We start from the raw sequence: 17926 nt of genomic DNA, 5'->3' as shown, positions 1-17926 counted from the left end.
CCTCCCACCCGGCTCACAGGGCGTGCTGGTGGCGCAGAATCTGCCCGGCGCGCTCACCGATGATGACGCAGGGCGCCATGGTGTTGCCGGTGGTGACCCGCGGCATGATCGACCCGTCCGCGATGCGAAGCCCTTCTACCCCATACACTTTCAGCGATCCGTCGACCACCGACATGCTGTCGTGGCCCATCTTTGCCGTGCACGTCTGGTGGTGGTAGGTGGTGACCTCGTTGCGTATGAAGCGCACCAGGTCGGCGTTGTCGAGCTTGCCCGGCATGACTTCTCGCTTGCTGAAGGGGCGAAGGGCCGGTGCGTTCCCGATCTCGCGGCACAGTTCGATGCACGCGATCGCGGCCTTGATGTCCTCGGGGCGTGACATGAGACCGTCATGGATCTTCACGGGGTCGGAGGGATTTGGACCGGTAAGGGTGATGTGCCCGCGGCTTTTCGGCCGCACCACCGCGCCATACATGGCCCAGCCCTCCTCGGGCACACCGAACGCCCGCGCGTTCTCCGCACTCGAGAACGGGAACTCGAGCTGATAGGCCTGCAGATCCGGGGCATCCAGACTCGGATCGCTCTTGCCGAAAAATGTCACCTCACCGCCGCTGTTGCGCCAGGGCAGGGGTTCGCGATATTCCCAGACGCACGAGAAACCGGGGTGATCCTGCAGGTTTCGCCCGACGCCGGGCAAATGCTGCACCACCCCGATGCCGTGTGACCGCAGGTGAGTCTGATCGCCCACGCCCGATTGCATGAGCACCTTCGGGGTATGAATCGCGCCGAGCGACAGCACGACCTCGGATCCGGCGCCGACGCAACGCAGTTCACCGTCGTGCAGAAATTCCACCCCGGTGGCCCGCGACCCGTCGAACGTCACGCGGGTCACCAGGGCACCCGTCAGCACGGTCACGTTCGGCCGGTCCATCAGCGGGAAAAGATAAGAGCGAAAGACCGATTCGCGGCGTCCGTTGCGAATGCGCAGATCGACGATCGATGCACCACCGGCGGCCTCCATGAGGCTGCCGTTTGGGCTTGCGAAGGCGGGAATGCCAAGTGATTTACCGGCGTCGAGCCCGGCGCGCGCGATTGGGCTCGGGTCGGCGGCGGGTTCGACGTAAACGGGTCCGCCGATGCCGCGATGCCGGGGGTCGGGATCCCCATGCCAGTCCTCGATCGACCGGTAGATCGCGAGCACCGAATCATAGTTCCACCGTTGGTCTTTGGCCTCGGCCGCGAAGTAGTCCCAGTCGCTTTTGTGACCGCGTGCCCACACCATGACGTTGATGCTCGAACCCCCGCCGAGGACCTTGGCCATCGCGTACGGGATTGCTCGCCCGTTGAGGTGGCAATTGCGCTCGGTGGTGAAGTTCCAGTCGCGCTCGCTGCCGAGGTTCGCCAGCCACATTCCCGGTTCGCTGATCTCGGGTCCTTCGTCGGGTCCGCCGGCCTCGAGCACCAGCACGCTCACGTTCGGATTTTCGGCGAGGCGCCGGGCCACCACCGAGCCGCTCGATCCCGATCCGCACACGATGAAGTCGTATTGCGGCTTCAACTCGGAGCCAAGCCGCCGCTGGTTGCGGCGAACGCGTTCGGCGAATTCCGCTGTGGAACGCCCGATCTCGACCGAGGTTGATGTCATCTAGGTTCTCGCTTCCAGGTAGAGCTGGCGACTCGGATGGCCGGCCACGGATACTCAATGGTTACGTCGGCCACGTCGCTCGAGCGACCTGCGGAGGCGCACAGCGCGGTTTTCGGCTATCGGTCCGCGCTGCCCGGACAGCGTTATCGCGCCCCGCGCAGGGTCTGCTGCGGCGACTCCCCGTACATCGCCTTGTAGGCGGCCGCGAACCGGCCGAGGTGCGCGAATCCCCAGCGATGCGCAATCGTGGCGACACCGGTGTGGGAGGGGTGGGCCGACCGCAGCTCACCATGCGCGCGACGCAGCCTGACCGCGCGCAGATACGCCATGGGTGACATCCCGACGTGCCGACGAAAACCCTCCTGCAATGCGCGAACGCTGACGTGGCAGTCAAGCGCCAACCGCGAAGTCGTCAGCGCCGATTGGGGCGTGCTCTCGATGATGTCCATCGCCTCGCGGACAGCTGCCGGCGCGATGGGCCGGACCGACGATGAAAGGGCCTCGCGCTGGGGATGGTCGGCCACCAGAAGCAGGCCGTACACCAGGCTCTCCACCAACGGATCCAGCACCGCCGGATGCCGCATCGGGCTGTCCGAATGGGCGAGCTCCCGACTGAGCCAATGCGCCTGGGCCACCCAGCTCCGCGCGGCGCGATCGGCCAGTGGCAGCGTTACGGCAAAGGGAACCGATGGCCTTGCCGGGTGTCCCAACAGCGTTTCGAGTGCCGCATCGACAACCAATTGGTCGATCTTGACCCCTAGATGTCGGCTCGCCCCGGGCCAACGAGTCACGCTCATCTCGGCCTCGGGTCCGTAGATCGTGGCCGTCGCGGGAGTCGAAACCCACCGTTGTCCAAGGTATTGCGACTCAAGCCGGCCCTCGATCGGGACGTGTACGTAGTAACTGTCGCGACCCTCCGAAAAGCGAAGCGACACATCGGTGTCGTAGATCAGATCGGCCAGCGTGACGGGCCCCGCGTGGATCAGGCGCTGGCTGAAGCCGAACCCGTCAGAGGGGCCGAGCAGCGCAAGCTTGTGTGAGTGAAACGCCGATTCGCAGAGGTGAATAGCCCGCTCCGGCGATCGCGTGCGAAACCAGTTGTCCGGGGTGAGTGTGCGAGACATGTTTGGAGACCTTTCATTCTCTTCCCCGACCGGCCCATGCGGGCGGCGGTCGAGTGACTAGACCGGGGGCACCGGCGAATCTCTGGCGGTACTCGCCCGGAGTGGTGCCCAGGCGCTCACGGAATAGTCGGTACAACGTTCTGGCCGAACCCAATCCGCACTCGGCCGCGATGCGCTCCGGGGTGAGATCCGTGCGCTCCAACAGGCGGCGGGCGTGCTCGACGCGCACCCGCTCGACGAACTCACCCGGGGTGACGCCCACATCGGCCTGAAACACCCGTGTCAGGTGGCGCGGTGTCACCGCTACCCGGCGGGCCAGGGCGGGCACCGTAAGGTCCTCGGACAGGTGGGCGCCGATCCACCGCCGTAACTCCGCGATATCCGGGCGTGATCCCGCGGGGACCGACAGCGCCGCGCTGAATTGACTTTGGCCGCCGGGCCGTTGCACGTACATCACCATCAACTGGGCGACTTTGAGGGCGACGTCGTTCCCGTGGTCCTCACCGACCAGCGCCAGCGCCAGATCCATCGACGCGGTGATGCCCGCGCTCGTCCAGATCCGGCCGGAGCGAACGAAGATGGGGTAGGAGTCGACCTTGACCGAGGGGTAGTCGGCGGCGAGCTGGGCCGCCGTCCCCCAATGCGTGGTCGCGCGATGACCATCAAGGAGGCCGGCCGCCGCGACGATGTTGCTCCCGGCGCACACCGCCGCGATCCGGCCTGCCGCGGCACCATGCTGGCGCAGCCAATTCGTCACTCGTGGGTCGCCGACCGCGATGGCACGACCCCCCGCAGTCATGTCGACGCGGCCGGTGATCACGACTGTGTCGGGCGGCTCGGCCAGATCACTGAAAGTCTGGTCGACGTGCAGCCGAAGGCCCGAGAAGGTCGGCACCGACCCGCGGCGACCGGCGACCACCCGCACCTCGTACCGGCGCGCGTCCGCCGGGAGCCCAAGGTTGGCCATCGCGAAGACCTCGGCGGGCCCGGCCACGTCCACGGCGTCGACGCCGGCGAAGACGGCGATGACCACCAGGTGGGGACGAAATTCACTCATCGACCGCAGCATGACGGCCGCACGTTGGGTCCGCAATGACGGACTATTGCCAAAATCGGACATCGGGGGAACAAAGCCACACATGTTTTACGTCGTCGACGCTCGCATGGTTCGATTCGCTTCCATGTTGCTAACCGGAGAGTTCTCCGATAACTTTGACTCGCAGTACCGGAGAATTCTCCGCTAACTTGTCCGCGAAGGAGCGACCATTGCGATACATCAAGCTCGGCAACTCGGGACTGGACGTGTCCCCCCTGGCGATCGGAGCCATGACGTACGGCGATCCGAAGTGCGGACATCCCGTGTGGTCGCTCCCCGAAGACGAATCGCGGGCTCTGATCAAGCATGCGGTCGAGGCCGGGATCAACTTCTTCGACACCGCCAACATCTATTCGCAGGGAAGCAGCGAAGAAATCCTCGGACGCGCGCTACGCGACTATGCCAACCGTGACGACGTCGTCATCGCGACCAAGCTGAGGCATCCAATGCGTACGGGACCCAACGGGAAGGGCCTGAGCCGCAAGGCGATCATGGCCGAGATCGACCATTCGCTACGTAGACTCGGCACCGACTACGTCGACCTCTACCAGATACACCGCAACGATCACGCAACGCCGCTGGAGGAAACTCTCGAGGCGCTGCACGATTTGGTGAAGGCCGGTAAGGTTCGCTACCTCGGGGCGTCGTCGATGCCCGCATGGGAATTTTCCAAGGCGCTCCACCTCCAGCGCGCGAACAACTGGGCGAGATTTGTCTCGATGCAGAATCATTACAACCTGCTGGCCCGCGAGGAGGAACGCGAGATGATCCCGCTGTGCCTCGACGAGGGCGTCGGAACTATCGTCTGGAGTCCGTTGGCGCGCGGCAGGCTGGCGCGTTCGTGGGCGGACGCCAAAGCCACTGCGCGGGCGTCGAATGACGGTTTCGCCGACATGTTGTATTCCGGTGTGGCTGACGGCTCCTACCAGGCCATCATCGACGCGGTCGGCGCCGTCGCCGAGGGCCGCGGCATCAGCCGGGCCCAGGTGGCGCTCGCCTGGCTGCGCTCCAAACCCGTGGTGACCGCCCCCATCGTCGGGGCCAGCAGCATCAGCCAGATCGACGAGGCGATCGCCTCGCTCGACGTCGAGCTCAGCGAAGAAGAGATGCGGAAACTAGAGGCGCCGTACACACCGCGCTACGACTTCCAGGGCATCTCCGATGACGCGCTGCTACAGGCGGTCGCTGCGCGGATACCTCAATTGTCCACGGCCAGTTAGCGATCCGTGCAGGATGTCGCTTCCTGGCATAGATTTGTCATGGCGACAAGCCCGCGCCGGGCCGAGCATGGACGTATGCGGGCCGCCGACGATTCGAAGCGAAAAATCCAGTGCGCTACGTGCTGACACCCGAGGACATGCCGGCGGCATGGTTCAACGTGGCGTCCTCGCTGCCCGCCCCGGTCCCGCCACCGCGGCACCCCGTGCTGGATCGCGACGTCGACGCCGACGATCTTCATGCGATCTTCCCGGCCGCCTTGATCGAACAGGAGATGTCCGCAGACCCCTGGATCGACGTGCCGGGCGAAGTGCTCGACGTGTTGAGGCGCTGGCGCCCAACACCATTGGTGCGCGCGATACGCCTAGAGCGGGCGCTGGAGACGCCGGCCCGGATTTACTTCAAGGACGAGTCCGTGTCGCCGGCGGGGTCGCACAAGGCCAACACGGCGATCGCCCAGGCCTACTACAACAAGGCGGAGGGTATTCGCCGGATCACCACGGAAACCGGTGCGGGCCAATGGGGTGGTGCGTTGTCGATGGCGTGCCAGTTGTTCGGCCTGCAGTGCCGAGTCTTCATGGTGGCGGCCTCGCACCGGCAGAAGCCGTACCGCCGCGTCTTGATGGAGACCTGGGGAGCCGAAGTCATCGCGAGTCCGTCTAGTGTCACGGAGGCCGGAAGGTCCGCCAGGCGAGCTCATCCCGATAGCCCGGGTTCACTCGGGATCGCGATCAGCGAAGCCGTCGAGGAGGCGCTTTCGCGCCCGGATACCCACTACGCGCTGGGCTCGGTGCTCAATCATGTGCTGCTTCATCAGACCGTCATCGGACTGGAGGCCGCGGAGCAATTGCGCCTCGCCGGTGAGGGCACCCCGGACGTCATCATCGGCGCGTGCGGCGGGGGGTCGAACTTCGCGGGTCTGGCCTTACCGTTTCTGCAATCACGCTCCCCCGATGGGAGCAGGCCTCGCCTCATCGCCGTCGAGCCACGATCCTGCCCGTCATTGACAGAAGGTGCGCTACGGTACGAGTCCGGTGATACCGCCGGCCTAACCCCTCGGATGTGGATGCGCACAATCGGGCGCGACTTCATTCCGCCGGCGATGCACGCCGGTGGACTGCGCTACCACGGCGCGGCGCCAATCGTGTCAAACCTCTTGCAACACGGGTGGATGGAGGCCGTTGCCTATCCGCAGCATTGCGTGCTGGAGGCCGCCGTGAGGTTTGCGCGCGTTGAGGGCATGGTCCCCGCACCGGAGACCGCGCACGCGATCAGAGGCGTGATCGACGCGGCGCTCGCCGCCCGGCGGGCACAGCGGGAGACGCTCGTCTTGTTCAACTACTCGGGTCATGGCCTTCTCGACTTGGCAGCCTACGACGATTACTTCCATGATCGGCTATCCGACGACTAGCGGAAAACGCTCGCAGACGATCTCCACTTATGCTCGGTGCTGCGACGATTGCGCTTTCCCAAGGAGGTGGCGGCCTGTGGCAGACGACGGTGTCGCCCGGATTCGCTCCGACGCCCTGCGCAACCGAGAGCACATCATCGAGGTGGCGCACGACGCCTTCGCCCAGTCGGGCACGGCGTCTCTCAACGAGATCGCCAAGCGTGCGGGGGTCGGGGCGGGGACGCTGTATCGCCACTTCCCCACCCGGGAAGCCTTGATCCTCGCCGTATACCGCCACGACGTGCAGCGACTGGTGGATTCGGTCCCGAGGCTATTGCGAGCTCATCCGCCCTTGGACGCGTATCGCATGTGGTTCTGCAAGGCCGCCGACTACGTCCGCGTCAAACACGGCCTGGGCGACGCCCTGCACAGCGCGGCGGCCCAGGACGCGATCAATGACACATACGCACCCGTCGTCGCCGCGGTCGCCCAGTTGCTCGATGCCTGTGCGCGGGACGGATCCTTGCGACCCGATCTCGACCCCGCGGATGTCCTGCTGCTCATGAGTTCGCTATGGCGGGTCGGCGCGGGAGCGGCGGGCAGGCGACAGGCGAAACGAATAATGGAGCTCGCGATCGAGGGACTGCGTCGCAGATAGCACGCGTTCCCGCGGGTACCGTCGGGTCATGGCACGAGTCATCGTCTTCGGCGGCCACGGCAAGGTCGCGTTGCGGCTGGCCCCCATCCTGACCGAGCGTGGGGACGAGGTGACTTCGGTCTTCCGCAACCCCGACCACTCGGACGACGTCGCCGCGACCGGCGCCACCCCGGTGGTGGCCGACATCGAGCGACTCGACACCGACGCGCTGGCCAGCCTGCTGGCAGGTCACGACGCCGTCGTGTTCTCCGCCGGCGCGGGCGGCGGCAACCCGGCCCGCACCTACGCCGTCGATCGCGACGCCGCGATCCGGGTGATCGATGCCGCCGCGGGGGCCGGCGTCCGGCGGTTCGTGATGGTGTCCTACTTCGGCGCGGGCCCGGATCACGGTGTGCCGTGGGAGAATTCGTTTTTCCCGTACGCGGAGGCCAAGGCCGCCGCGGACGCGCACCTGCGCGCCAGCGACCTGGACTGGACGGTGCTGGGGCCGGGCCACCTCACCCTGGAACCGCCGACCGGGCACATCGTCATCGGCAAGGGGAAAGGCGAGGTCTCCCGGGCCGACGTCGCGCTCGCGGTGGCCGCGTCGCTGCACGACGACTCGACCGTCGGCCGCACCATCGAATTCAACAACGGCGCCGACGGGGACGGCGTCCCCATCGCCGAAGCACTGGCTGACCAGTAAACTCCGCTGCGCGGCTGACAGGAATGGAAGGACAGGGCACGTGAAGCTTGGCGACTGCCCGGTCTTTCCGCCCGAGGCGGCAGCCGCCCTGAGCACGGACCGCGGTTTGGGTTGGCGGCTGGCGCGAGAGGCCGGCCCCGTTTTGCGAGACCCGGGGGCTCGCTGGGTGTTCGTCGTCGGGCGGGAGCAGGTGTTGGCGAACCTGGACGATCCGCGGTTGGACCGCGCCCGGGCTCTTCCCGAAAGCGATCTCGAGGTGCACGATCGGCTGTTCGCGCCGAAATCAGCGCACGAGATCGCGGCGGTGTTCCGTCCGATCGCCGCCGAGCTGATCGATCGTTTCGCCGCCGCCGGCGGCGGTGACGCGGTGGCCGATGTGACCGCGCCGATGGCCGGCGCCCTTTTCGACGTCGTGTCGCGCCTGCGGCTGTTGCCTGCCGAACACCTGGCCGGGCAGTCCGGCCACGTCTTTGCCGAGGCGTGCCGCAACCTGTTCAAACACGCCGGCTGGCACCTGTTGGCGTTGGCGCGCAGCCCAGAATTGCGCGACACGCTTCGACATCAGCCCGAGCTGATCCGCGAGTTCGTCGAAGAGATCCTGCGGTTGGAGCCGATGGTGCAGGGCTGCCAACGTTTCACCACCCAGCCGATGACCGTCGCCGGGGTGGACATGCCGCCCGGCATGGTGGTGATGTTGTGCATCGCCGCGGTGCAGCGGGACGGCAGCGACGCCATGTCCACCGATGATCTGGTGATCGGCGTTAGGGCGCACCGGCATTGGAGCCTGGGTGCGGGGTCGATGCGTTGCCGTGGTGGGCACATCGTCCGGCAGGTGTTGCGGATGCTGGTCGAGGAGTGGCTCGACCGGGCCGGGGATCTTGGGCCGGCTCCCGGCTTCTGGCCGGTGGCCGGGTTCCCGAACACCGAAAACTCTTTGTGGCTGCCGAAGCTGCCGCTGGTGGCGAGTGCCTAGTTCTGGTTAAACTCCGCTGCGCAGCTGGTTTGCCGTCGCCGCGACCGTGGCGCCGGCGTCGAGCGAGGCATGTTAGACATGCGTCGCGAGAGGGAACCCGGTGGGAGTCCGGGACTGTCCCGCAGCGGTGAGCAGGAACGACCGCCGTCATACGCACTGGTCCTACGACTGGGAAGCGACGGCCACTAGGAGCACCATCCGGTGCGCGCCTGCGAGTCCGAAGACCTGCCAGCGGTGCCGGGCGCGCCGCGTCCGGCGGCTCATCGCCTCGTGGATTGGGCGTTTGGCCGTACCGGTGCGGTGTAACCCGAAGGCGTTCACCGTGTTCGGATCGGCTGCGCGTCCGCGGCGGTGAGCGCCCCGTCGATCGATAGGACGAAATCGTGACCGCTCAACACTTCACCGCAACGGTTACCGGCTCCCCGCGCATCGGCCCGAAACGCGAACTCAAGCGCGCCACCGAGGGTTACTGGGCCGGACGCACCGGCCGAGCCGAACTGGAATCCGTCGCCGCTTCCCTGCGCCGCGACATGTGGTCCCAGCTCGCGGCCGCCGGCCTGGACTCGGTCCCGGTGAACACCTTCTCCTACTACGACCAGATGCTCGACACGGCCGTCATGCTCGGCGCGCTGCCGGTGCGGGCGGGCGAAGTCACCGACGAGCTGGACCGCTACTTCGCCCTCGCCCGCGGCAACGACGACATCGCGCCGCTGGAGATGACGAAGTGGTTCGACACCAATTACCACTACCTCGTCCCCGAGATCGAGCCCGCGACCCGCTTCGCGCTGAACCCCGACAAGGTGCTCTCAGAGCTGAAAGAGGCTTTCGCGCAAGGCATTCCCGCTCGGCCCGTCGTCATCGGTCCGATCACCTTCCTGTTGCTCAGCAAGGGCATCAACGGCGGCGGCGCGCCGATCGAGCGGCTGCGAGAGCTGCTGCCGATCTACTCCGAGCTGCTCTCGCTGCTCGCCGAGCACGGCGCCCAGTGGGTGCAGTTCGACGAGCCGGCCCTGGTGTCCGACATCTCCCCCGACGCGCCCGCGTTGGCCGAGGCCGTCTACGCCGCGCTCGGCTCGGCGAGCAACCGGCCCGCGATCCACGTCGCCACCTACTTCGGCGACCCGGGCGCGGCGCTGGCGGGGCTGGCCCGCACGCCCGTCGAAGCCATCGGCGTCGACCTGGTGGCCGGTGCCGGCACCGCGGTGGCGGGCATTCCGGAACTGTCCGGCAAACTGCTGGTGGCCGGTGTCGTCGACGGACGCAACGTCTGGCGCACGGACCTGGAGTCGGCGCTGACCACGCTGACGGGCCTGCTGGGTTCGGCTGGCAGCGTGGCGGTTTCGACGTCGTGCTCCACCATGCACGTGCCGTATTCTCTGGAGCCCGAAACGGGGCTGGACGACAACCTGCGCAGCTGGCTGGCGTTCGGGGCCGAAAAGGTAAGCGAGGTCGTCACTCTCGCGCGCGCCCTGTGTGACGGGCGCGACGCGGTCGCGGACCAGATCGCGGCTTCCAACGCCGCCGTCGCCTCCCGTCGCAGCGATCCGCGGCTGCACAACGCCGGGGTCCGCGCCCGGATCGACGAGATCATCGCGTCGGGCACGCACCGCGGCGACGCGGCCGAACGCCGCGCCAGCCAGGAGGCGCGGCTGCGCCTGCCGCCGCTGCCGACCACGACGATCGGCTCCTACCCGCAGACGTCGGCGATCCGCAAGGCGCGTGCGGCCTTTCGGGCCGGCGAGATCGACGAGGCCGAGTACGTCGGCAAGATGCGCAAGGAGATCGCCGACGTCATCGCCCTGCAGGAGCAGCTGGGCCTGGACGTGCTGGTGCACGGCGAACCCGAGCGCAACGACATGGTCCAGTACTTCGCCGAGCAGCTGGAGGGCTTCTTCGCCACGCAGAACGGCTGGGTGCAGTCCTACGGCAGCCGCTGCGTGCGGCCGCCGATCCTGTACGGCGACGTCGCGCGACCCCACCCGATGACCGTCGAGTGGATCAGCTACGCCCAGTCGCTGACCGACAAGCCGGTGAAGGGCATGTTGACCGGGCCGGTCACGATCTTGGCCTGGTCGTTCGTCCGCGATGACCAGCCGTTGGCCGACACCGCCAACCAGGTGGCGCTGGCCATCCGCGACGAGACGGTGGATCTGCAGGACGCGGGCATCGCGGTGATCCAGGTCGACGAGCCCGCGCTGCGCGAGCTGCTACCGCTGCGCCGCGCCCAGCAGGAGGACTACTTGCGTTGGGCGGTGGCGGCTTTCCGACTGGCGACCTCCGGCGTGGCCGACTCGACACAGATCCACACCCACCTGTGCTACTCGGAATTCGGCGAGGTGATCGGCGCCATCGCCGACCTGGACGCCGACGTCACGTCGCTGGAGGCGGCCCGTTCGCACATGGAGGTGCTGGACGACCTGAACTCGGTCGGCTTCGCCAACAGCGTGGGCCCGGGCGTCTACGACATCCACTCCCCGCGGGTGCCGAGCGCGGGCGAGATGGCCGAGTCGCTGCGGGCGGCCTTGAGAGCGGTGCCACCGCAACGGCTTTGGGTCAACCCGGACTGCGGGCTGAAGACCCGCAACCCCGACGAGGTGACCGCGTCGCTGCGCAACATGGTCGCCGCGGCCCGGGAGGTCCGGACGGGCTAGGCCGACTCGGGCTTTTCGGCCGGCTCGTCGGCCCGCTCGTCGGCGGGCTCCGACAGCAGCTGGACGGGCACGTCGTCGGCCCAGGGCTGGCGGGTCACCATGTCGGCGACCCGCACGAAGCCGCGCTCGAACTCGCCGGTGGCCGCGTCCACCAGCCGGTAGGCCTGGGTCTGCTTGTGGATCGGCTGCGCGTCGAGCAGCACGACCCGCACCTCGCCGGGCTCGAAGTGGCAGCGCTGCTGCATGGCGGTGATGAGCTGCTCGTTGTGCATGTGGCCGTCACCGAAGTTCCAGCCGATGGCGGTGCTGCAGATCCGCTCGCCGTCGGTGATGACGTAGCCGTCCTCGTTATGGCCCGCCATGGCGCGGTGCGCAAGCGTGAACAGGGCCCGGCCGTGCGTGTTGAACCCGCGGAACGCGTACCCCATGTAGATGGGGATCTGGGCCGCCTCCGGGCTGCCGTAGAACCGCTCCAGCTGGGCCTGCGGCATGCTCGCGATCGCCACGATGCCCCGGCCGATCTTGTCGTTGGCCGACGGCTTCATGCACCACAGCGTGGTGTCCCAGTTGCCGGCGTAATAGCGCATGCCCGGCAGGAACGAGATCTTGCGCGGGAAAAGGTTGCCCAGCACCACGATTCCCGCGATGACGACGAACAGGATCGCGACCACGACCGGATGCTTCAGGTCCGCCAACCCCAGCCGGGCGTGCGCGACGAACAACGACAGCACACCGAAGATCATGAAGACGTTCCACTCCAGCGGCACGCCCATCGGTATGGACAGCAGGATCCCCAGGTGGAAGCAGACCATGACGAACGCTGCCACGGTCGTCGGCCAGCCGCCGTGGCAGAAGAACAGCGGCAGCGGCACCAACATCTCGATCGCCGTGCTCACGTGGGCCAGGAACCGGGACAGCCGCCCCGGCCGCAGGTCCTCGGGGAACTTCTCGAAGAACTGCCGCTTCAGCCAGCGGGGCCGCACCAGCGGGTTGTTGGACATCATCGTGGAGATCACGAAGGGGAAGTGCTTGTTGAGCTTCGACGTCGCCGCGCCCATCCAGATGACCAGGAACACCACCTTGGACCCGACGATCATGTCGGCCCCGCCGAAGAGGAAGGTCACGGCCATTGCCGCGTACACCTCGCCGCGGGCGGCCAGGAAGATCACCTTGTCGCGCAGTCCCGCCGCCGCGAGGATCAGCAGGATCACCACGATGCGCCAGGTCGGCAGCAGCCCGACGCTGGTACCCAGTTCCGGCACCGGGCCGGTCCCGTCGACGAACAGCGTCCACAGCGTCATCACCAGCAGCGCCGCATAGAGGAAGACGTCCACCGGTTTGCGGGTGGTGCCGCGGGTCAGCGGGACGCGATCCGGCCACGGTGGCAGCCGGATGGTGCCGAACCGCATCCAGTACAGGATCGAGCCCATGGGCGGGAAGAACCGGTTGTTCAACGGCCCGAAGCCGCAGCCCAGCCCGATCACCTCGAACAGCATCGTGTAGAGCACGACCTTCTCGAAGACGATCGGCTCGGACCACCAGTGCGCGACGTTGGTGAACCCACCGAGCCCCTTGGTGGCCGAGGCGAACAGCCATCCGCCGAGGATGTAGAGCAGGATTTTGAGCACGTAGAACAGGTGCAGCGCGACCGGCGTGCCGAAGCCCACCTCGGCCCAGTGCCGGGCCATCGGACGGATCTTTTCGCTGCGGGTGCCCTTGTTCCATTCCTCCATGTCGAGCTGGGGCAGCTCAGGCTTGAGAAATCCCATGGTTTGACAGGTTAGAACGCGTTCTAGGCGTATGGCTTGGGTAGGGGCAAAGAATCTTTTGCCCGCAAGTTAACCGGCGGATACCGTGAAGTCGCTAGGAGAACTCCACCATGAGCAGACTTCGATTCCTCGTCGTGGCGCTGACGGCTGCCGTCGCGCCGCTGGCCGGCGGCGGTGTCGCCCGGGCCGACGCGCCAGCGCCGGGCGATGCCTGCACGGTGTTGCACGCCACCACCACCGACGCCAACGGCCGCACGATGTGGTGCAACCCCACCATGACCGGCGCCCATTCTCTGGTGTGGCAGTACGGCGGGCCTGCCACGCCTTAGCCAGGTTCGAGTGTGCGCTGACGGCTTTTGCGTGTGCGCTCACGGCGACGACACGCCGGGCGGTTACGCCGCAATGCAACTCAGCCGAAGATCCCCGGCGGGATCGTCGGCGCGGCGTCCAACACCCGCTGATCGATCACGATATTCAGCGCATCCACCGACTCGAGATCGGCCAGCGATTCCACAGCGGACACAAACCTGCGCTGCTCGGCCAGATCGACGATCCCGTCCGCGAGCCCGGTGAACTTGCCCACGTACTGCGGGCGCCGGAACGGCCGGGCGCCCAACGGGTGGGCGTCGGCCACGGCCAGCTCGTCGCAGATCACCTCGCCGCTCTTGAGCGTCACCTCCGCGCGGGCCCCGAACGCCTGCTCGGCCGGGTCGGTCGAGTGGTAGCGGCGGGTCCATTCCGGGTCCTCGACGGTGGAGACCTTGCGCCACAGTTCGACGGTGTCGCGCCGGTGGGACCGTTCCGGGGCGTAGGAGCGCTCGTGGTGCCACGTCCCGTCCTGCAGCGCGACGGCGAAGATGTAGGGCAGCGAGTGATCCAGCGTCTCCCGTGACGCGTCGGGGTCGAACTTCTGGGGATCGCCGGATCCCGTCCCGATGACCACATGGGTGTGGTGGCTCGTGCGCAGCACAATCGCCGCGACCTGGTCCAGGTCGCCGATCCGGGAACGCATCCGCCGGGCCAGGTCGATCGGTGCCTGGCTCTGGTATTCCGCCGAGTGCTCCTTGGTGTAGCTGTCCAGGATGGCGCGCTTGGGTTCGCCCGGGGCCGGCAACGGCACGGGGTACTCGCACTCGAACCCGCCCAGCAGCCGGGCGATCACCCCGTCCTCGCCCTCCCAGATCGGGGCCGGCGACCGCTCGCCGCGCATCGCCCGGTCGACCGCCTCGATGGCAACCTTCCCGGCGTGTGCCGGCGCGAAGGCCTTCCAGCTGGAGATCGAGCCCTTGCGCGATTGACGGGTGCTGGTGGTCAGGTGCAGCGCCTGCCCGATCGCCTGGTAAATGGTCTCGGTGTCCAGGCCCAGCATGGTGCCGAGGCCGGCGGCCACCGCGGGCCCCAGATGCGCGACGTGGTCAATCTTGTGCTCGTGCAGGCTAATTCCACGGGCCAGGTCGATCTGGACCTCGTAGGCGGTGGCCACGCCGCGGATCAGCTCGGCGCCGCCCACGCCGAGCTGCTGCGCCACGGCGATGAGCGGGGGGATGTTGTCGCCGGGATGGGAATACTCGGTGGCCAGAAACGTGTCGTGGAAGTCGAGCTCGCGCACCGCGACGCCGTTGGCCCACGCCGCCCATTCCGCCGGATAGGCACCGCCGACGCCAAAGACCCGCGCGCCCCGTCGGCCGCGATGCGCCAACGCCTGCCGGCGGGCCACCGTGACGGGCCGGCGCAGCACGGCCGCGGCGCTGACGGCGGCGTTGTCGATGATCCGGTTGGCCACCATCTCCGCCGTTTCCGGCTCGACGGGCACCGGATCGGCCGCGACCGCCGCAATCTTGGCGGCCAGGTGTTCCCCGCGCGGGAAGTCGTCGGAGCTGCGCCGCGCCCGGACCGTGTGCACCAGCATGACCAATGAGTACGTGACGGCGCAGCGCACGACAAATGGAGTACTCCGGTACTCAATCCGGACCCGTAGCATCGTCGGATGCTGATCGGGTGACCGATGATCTCAGCGACCGCGAAGCCGCGCTGCGTCGACTGCCGGTGCCGTATTCGCTGGCACTGCGACTGCGCGAGGCCGGGGTGGCGCGCGAGGTCATCGGCGAATACGTCGGCGTCGAGGACTCTTCCCTGGACGGCTTCTACCGGATCGCCGAACAGAAACTCACCGCGCTGCAGCAGCAACGCGAGCCCGAACTCGAGAAAGGGATCCGCAATGCAGGTATTGGGTGAGCGCGCGGTCGTTTTGGGGGCGAGCATGGGCGGGCTGCTCGCCGCGAGGGTGCTGGCCGATTTCTTCGAGACCGTCACGGTGTTCGAGCGGGACGAGCTAACCAACGATCCCGTCAACAGGCGGGGGGTGCCGCAGGGTCGGCACGTTCATGCGCTCCTGCCGCGCGGCGCTCGTGTCCTGGACGAGCTCTTCCCCGGGCTCCTCGACGAGCTGCTTGCGGCGGGCGCGCCCGTTTGGAACGACGGAGACCTGTCCAAGGCGTACCTGTCGTACAACGGCCACCGGATGTTGTCGTCTGGAGTCGTAACCGGCGATTACACGGAAATGGCCGTCTACATGCCGAGCCGGCCGCTCTTGGAGTGCCACGTTCGGCGGCGCCTGCGGCGGCTTGGCAACGTGACGATCCGTGCCGGCCACGACGTCAGCGAACTGACGGCGGCCGCGGACCGCAGTCGCATCACCGGGGTGCGGGTGGTGGACCGCGCCGGCGGCGCCCCACAGGAATTGACGGCGGACCTGGTCATGGACGCCATGGGGCGCGGGGCCCACACGCCGGCTCTGCTCGAGAACCTCGGCTACGGGCGACCGGCCGAGGACCACATCACCATGCATACGACCTACGTCAGCCAACCGCTGCGGATCCCGCCCGGCACCCTGAGGGAAAAGATGGCCGTCGTCAGCCCCGCGCCGGGCCGACCAAGGGGCATGTTCTTGGTTGGCTACGAGCGCGACACCTGGATATTCACGGTCTACGCGCTGGCCGGGCATGAGCCGCCGCGCGACCTGCCCGGGATGCTGTCGTACGCCGAGGATTACGGCCCGGCTCACTTGCTCGCGGCGGTGCGCGCCGGCGAACCGCTGGGGCCGGTGGTGCAGCATCGGATGCCGTCCAGCCAGTGGCGGCGCTACGACAAAATGCGGCGACTCCCCGACGGCCTGCTGGCCTGCGGTGACGCGATATGCAGCTTCAATCCGATCTACGGGCAGGGAATGACGGTGGCGGCGCTGGATGCCGTAGCGCTGCGAGACTGCCTGCGGCGCGGCGTTACGGACTTACCCCGCCGGTACTTTCGCGACACGGCCAAAACGATCGGCCAGGCCTGGCGGACCGGGGCGACCTCCGACCTGACGTTCCCGGAAGTTCAAGGGCGAAGGACGCCGTCGATGCGCGTCACCAACCGGCTAGTGGAAAGCGTGCTGGCGGCGTCCGAGTCCGACACCGTGGTCGGCACCCAGTTCTTCAGAGTCACCGGGCTTCTCGATCCCCCGACCCGCCTGCTTCGTCCGTCGTTCCTCTACCGGGTCGCAACCGTCAATCGGCGCGGCGCACAACGATATTCGCGGTCCGCCGTTGTCGACCGCACCGATGCCCCATTCGCAAATATCCAGGAATAAGGAGCGCCCTGATGACCGCGATCGACGAAATCACGAGCCTTCGCCAGCGCCGCGAAGAAATCATCATGCAGCACGCCGGGGCGGAAAACCGGCACGACATCGAGGCGACAATCGCCACATTTCACCACCCGCGTTACGAGGTGAACGGGCAAGCCAGCGATGGCGAGTCCGCCGTTCGAGAATTGCTGCAGGGTTTGATGACCGCGTTGCCGGATCTGCACGCCGAGGTCGGCAGGCTGCGGCACGCCGACGACGCCGTATTCGGTGAGACGGTTATCACCGGCACACATCTCGGGCCATGGGCGGGCATCCCGGCCACCGGGCGCCGCGTAGAAATTCCGGTGGCCGGAATCTTCGAGTTCGACGGGGACAAACTGCTGTGCGAAAAGGTCTACATGGACTTCGCCACGCTGTTGACGCAGATCGGTGTACTACCTGAAATCGGCTGAGCGGCAACGGGAAAGCGAAAAGGAGGATATCGATGTCGGCTCTAATCGCCGTTCCCGAGGCAATGTCCTCGGCTGCAACGGATTTGGCAAAGATCGCTTTGAATCTCGACGCGGCCCATGCGGTGGCGGCAACGCCGACCCTGGCGGTGCTGCCGCCCGCCGCGGACGAAATCTCGACGGGTGTCGCGCAGCTGTTCGCCCAGCACGCACAGGGCTATCAAGCGCTGGCCGGGCAGGCCGCGACATTCCACGATCAGTTCGTGCAGCACCTGACCGCGGGCGCGGGCGCGTACGCCACCGGCGAGGCCGCCAACGTCGCGTTGTTGGCCCCAATCACCGATATTGCGGGGTCTATCGGTGCCATCGGGGGTTTGCCGGGCCAGGCGATCGGCATGTTCAATACCGTCGGGAGCCAGCTACTCAATACGATCGCGACCTTCCGAGGTGCGTTGGTCACGGTATTGGCGCCCGTTTTGACGGTTACCGCACTCATCGCGATTATCGCGATAATCGTGGCGGCCGTGCTGATATTCCAGCTATTCAATGGGGCAGGGTTTAAGTGGCTCCTTGGTTCGTGGTGACGGGATGCCGGCCTCGGCTGCAGGAGCCCCAAGAGTTTTAAAGCAAATGGTTGAAATTT

16 protein-coding genes and 1 riboswitch are annotated in these 17926 nt (G+C 67.1%); of the genes, 11 read left to right on the top strand and 5 right to left on the bottom strand.

Annotated elements, in window-relative coordinates; genetic code table 11:
* Positions 1–13 precede the first annotated feature (13 nt).
* The 3 genes from A5706_RS06930 to A5706_RS06920 all read right to left on the bottom strand — a co-directional run bounded on the left by A5706_RS06930 (position 14) and on the right by A5706_RS06920 (position 3823).
* A complete protein-coding gene (locus A5706_RS06930) occupies positions 14–1642 on the bottom strand; it encodes a GMC family oxidoreductase (protein ID WP_082964230.1) in 1629 nt (542 codons plus the stop codon).
* A gap of 143 nt (positions 1643–1785) precedes the next feature.
* Entirely contained in the window at positions 1786–2766 is a 981-nt protein-coding gene (locus A5706_RS06925; RefSeq protein WP_082964229.1) for an AraC family transcriptional regulator, read from the bottom strand.
* Between the two features lie 13 nt (positions 2767–2779).
* Positions 2780–3823 carry a GlxA family transcriptional regulator gene (locus A5706_RS06920; protein ID WP_082964232.1) on the bottom strand — a complete coding sequence of 348 codons (1044 nt, stop codon included), beginning with the start codon at positions 3821–3823 and terminating at the stop codon, positions 2780–2782.
* Positions 3824–4032: 209 nt separating this feature from the next.
* On the opposite strand from A5706_RS06920, the gene A5706_RS06915 reads away from it, so the two are divergent.
* From A5706_RS06915 to metE, 6 genes are all read left to right on the top strand, one after another.
* A complete protein-coding gene (locus A5706_RS06915; protein ID WP_068128546.1) occupies positions 4033–5082 on the top strand; it encodes an aldo/keto reductase in 1050 nt (349 codons plus the stop codon).
* Between the two features lie 119 nt (positions 5083–5201).
* Positions 5202–6491 (top strand): TrpB-like pyridoxal phosphate-dependent enzyme, encoded by a 1290-nt coding sequence (locus tag A5706_RS06910; RefSeq protein WP_304528386.1) that lies wholly within the window; start codon positions 5202–5204, stop codon positions 6489–6491.
* 76 nt (positions 6492–6567) lie between these two features.
* On the top strand, positions 6568–7128 hold the full coding sequence (locus tag A5706_RS06905; protein ID WP_068128499.1) for a TetR/AcrR family transcriptional regulator: 561 nt from the start codon (positions 6568–6570) through the stop codon (positions 7126–7128).
* A 28-nt stretch (positions 7129–7156) separates the two neighbouring features.
* A complete protein-coding gene (locus A5706_RS06900) occupies positions 7157–7813 on the top strand; it encodes an SDR family oxidoreductase (protein WP_068128497.1) in 657 nt (218 codons plus the stop codon).
* A gap of 40 nt (positions 7814–7853) precedes the next feature.
* The gene (locus tag A5706_RS06895) at positions 7854–8786 is read left to right on the top strand and encodes a cytochrome P450 (protein WP_068128495.1); all 933 of its coding nucleotides are present in this window, start codon (positions 7854–7856) and stop codon (positions 8784–8786) included.
* Between the two features lie 66 nt (positions 8787–8852).
* A riboswitch (cobalamin riboswitch) is annotated at positions 8853–9016 on the top strand.
* 153 nt (positions 9017–9169) lie between these two features.
* Positions 9170–11437, top strand: coding sequence for a 5-methyltetrahydropteroyltriglutamate--homocysteine S-methyltransferase (gene metE / locus A5706_RS06890; protein ID WP_068128493.1), 2268 nt, complete (start codon positions 9170–9172; stop codon positions 11435–11437).
* Here the strand turns inward: metE and A5706_RS06885 are convergent.
* Positions 11434–13206: a DUF3556 domain-containing protein gene (locus A5706_RS06885; RefSeq protein ID WP_068128491.1), complete on the bottom strand. Its 1773-nt coding sequence runs from the start codon at positions 13204–13206 to the stop codon at positions 11434–11436. The genes metE and A5706_RS06885 overlap by 4 nt on opposite strands.
* Before the next feature lie 110 nt (positions 13207–13316).
* On the opposite strand from A5706_RS06885, the gene A5706_RS06880 reads away from it, so the two are divergent.
* Positions 13317–13535 carry a hypothetical protein gene (locus A5706_RS06880; protein ID WP_068128489.1) on the top strand — a complete coding sequence of 73 codons (219 nt, stop codon included), beginning with the start codon at positions 13317–13319 and terminating at the stop codon, positions 13533–13535.
* An 80-nt stretch (positions 13536–13615) separates the two neighbouring features.
* Here A5706_RS06880 and prpD read toward each other — a convergent pair whose 3' ends face one another.
* Positions 13616–15115 (bottom strand): 2-methylcitrate dehydratase PrpD, encoded by a 1500-nt coding sequence (prpD, locus tag A5706_RS06875; RefSeq protein ID WP_068128542.1) that lies wholly within the window; start codon positions 15113–15115, stop codon positions 13616–13618.
* A gap of 89 nt (positions 15116–15204) precedes the next feature.
* On the opposite strand from prpD, the gene A5706_RS06870 reads away from it, so the two are divergent.
* From A5706_RS06870 to A5706_RS06855, 4 genes are read left to right on the top strand one after another with little or no spacing between them, the layout of a single operon-like run.
* Positions 15205–15441, top strand: coding sequence for a hypothetical protein (locus A5706_RS06870; RefSeq protein WP_068128487.1), 237 nt, complete (start codon positions 15205–15207; stop codon positions 15439–15441).
* Positions 15425–16837, top strand: coding sequence for an NAD(P)/FAD-dependent oxidoreductase (locus tag A5706_RS06865; protein WP_068128485.1), 1413 nt, complete (start codon positions 15425–15427; stop codon positions 16835–16837). The genes A5706_RS06870 and A5706_RS06865 overlap by 17 nt, the downstream gene beginning before the upstream one ends.
* An 11-nt stretch (positions 16838–16848) precedes the next feature.
* Positions 16849–17286 (top strand): ester cyclase, encoded by a 438-nt coding sequence (locus A5706_RS06860; RefSeq protein ID WP_068128483.1) that lies wholly within the window; start codon positions 16849–16851, stop codon positions 17284–17286.
* Between the two features lie 32 nt (positions 17287–17318).
* The gene (locus A5706_RS06855) at positions 17319–17867 is read left to right on the top strand and encodes a PE family protein (protein ID WP_082964226.1); all 549 of its coding nucleotides are present in this window, start codon (positions 17319–17321) and stop codon (positions 17865–17867) included.
* Positions 17868–17926 lie beyond the last annotated feature (59 nt).

Source organism: Mycobacterium sp. E796 (assembly GCF_001672815.1).
Taxonomy (GTDB): domain Bacteria; phylum Actinomycetota; class Actinomycetes; order Mycobacteriales; family Mycobacteriaceae; genus Mycobacterium.
Note: the sequence above shows the minus strand (reverse complement) of the source record. Positions and strands in the feature narration are given on the sequence as shown.

What these genes read in the sequence shown, in the direction of transcription:
- A5706_RS06930 (WP_082964230.1), bottom strand. Translation starts at nt 1,642, where the DNA reads ATGACATCAACCTCGGTCGAGATCGGGCGTTCCACAGCGGAATTCGCC.
- A5706_RS06925 (WP_082964229.1), bottom strand. Translation starts at nt 2,766, where the DNA reads ATGTCTCGCACACTCACCCCGGACAACTGGTTTCGCACGCGATCGCCG.
- A5706_RS06920 (WP_082964232.1), bottom strand. Translation starts at nt 3,823, where the DNA reads ATGAGTGAATTTCGTCCCCACCTGGTGGTCATCGCCGTCTTCGCCGGC.
- A5706_RS06900 (WP_068128497.1), top strand. Translation starts at nt 7,157, where the DNA reads ATGGCACGAGTCATCGTCTTCGGCGGCCACGGCAAGGTCGCGTTGCGG.
- A5706_RS06885 (WP_068128491.1), bottom strand. Translation starts at nt 13,206, where the DNA reads ATGGGATTTCTCAAGCCTGAGCTGCCCCAGCTCGACATGGAGGAATGG.
- A5706_RS06880 (WP_068128489.1), top strand. Translation starts at nt 13,317, where the DNA reads ATGAGCAGACTTCGATTCCTCGTCGTGGCGCTGACGGCTGCCGTCGCG.
- prpD (WP_068128542.1), bottom strand. Translation starts at nt 15,115, where the DNA reads ATGCTGGTGCACACGGTCCGGGCGCGGCGCAGCTCCGACGACTTCCCG.
- A5706_RS06865 (WP_068128485.1), top strand. Translation starts at nt 15,425, where the DNA reads ATGCAGGTATTGGGTGAGCGCGCGGTCGTTTTGGGGGCGAGCATGGGC.
- A5706_RS06860 (WP_068128483.1), top strand. Translation starts at nt 16,849, where the DNA reads ATGACCGCGATCGACGAAATCACGAGCCTTCGCCAGCGCCGCGAAGAA.
- A5706_RS06855 (WP_082964226.1), top strand. Translation starts at nt 17,319, where the DNA reads ATGTCGGCTCTAATCGCCGTTCCCGAGGCAATGTCCTCGGCTGCAACG.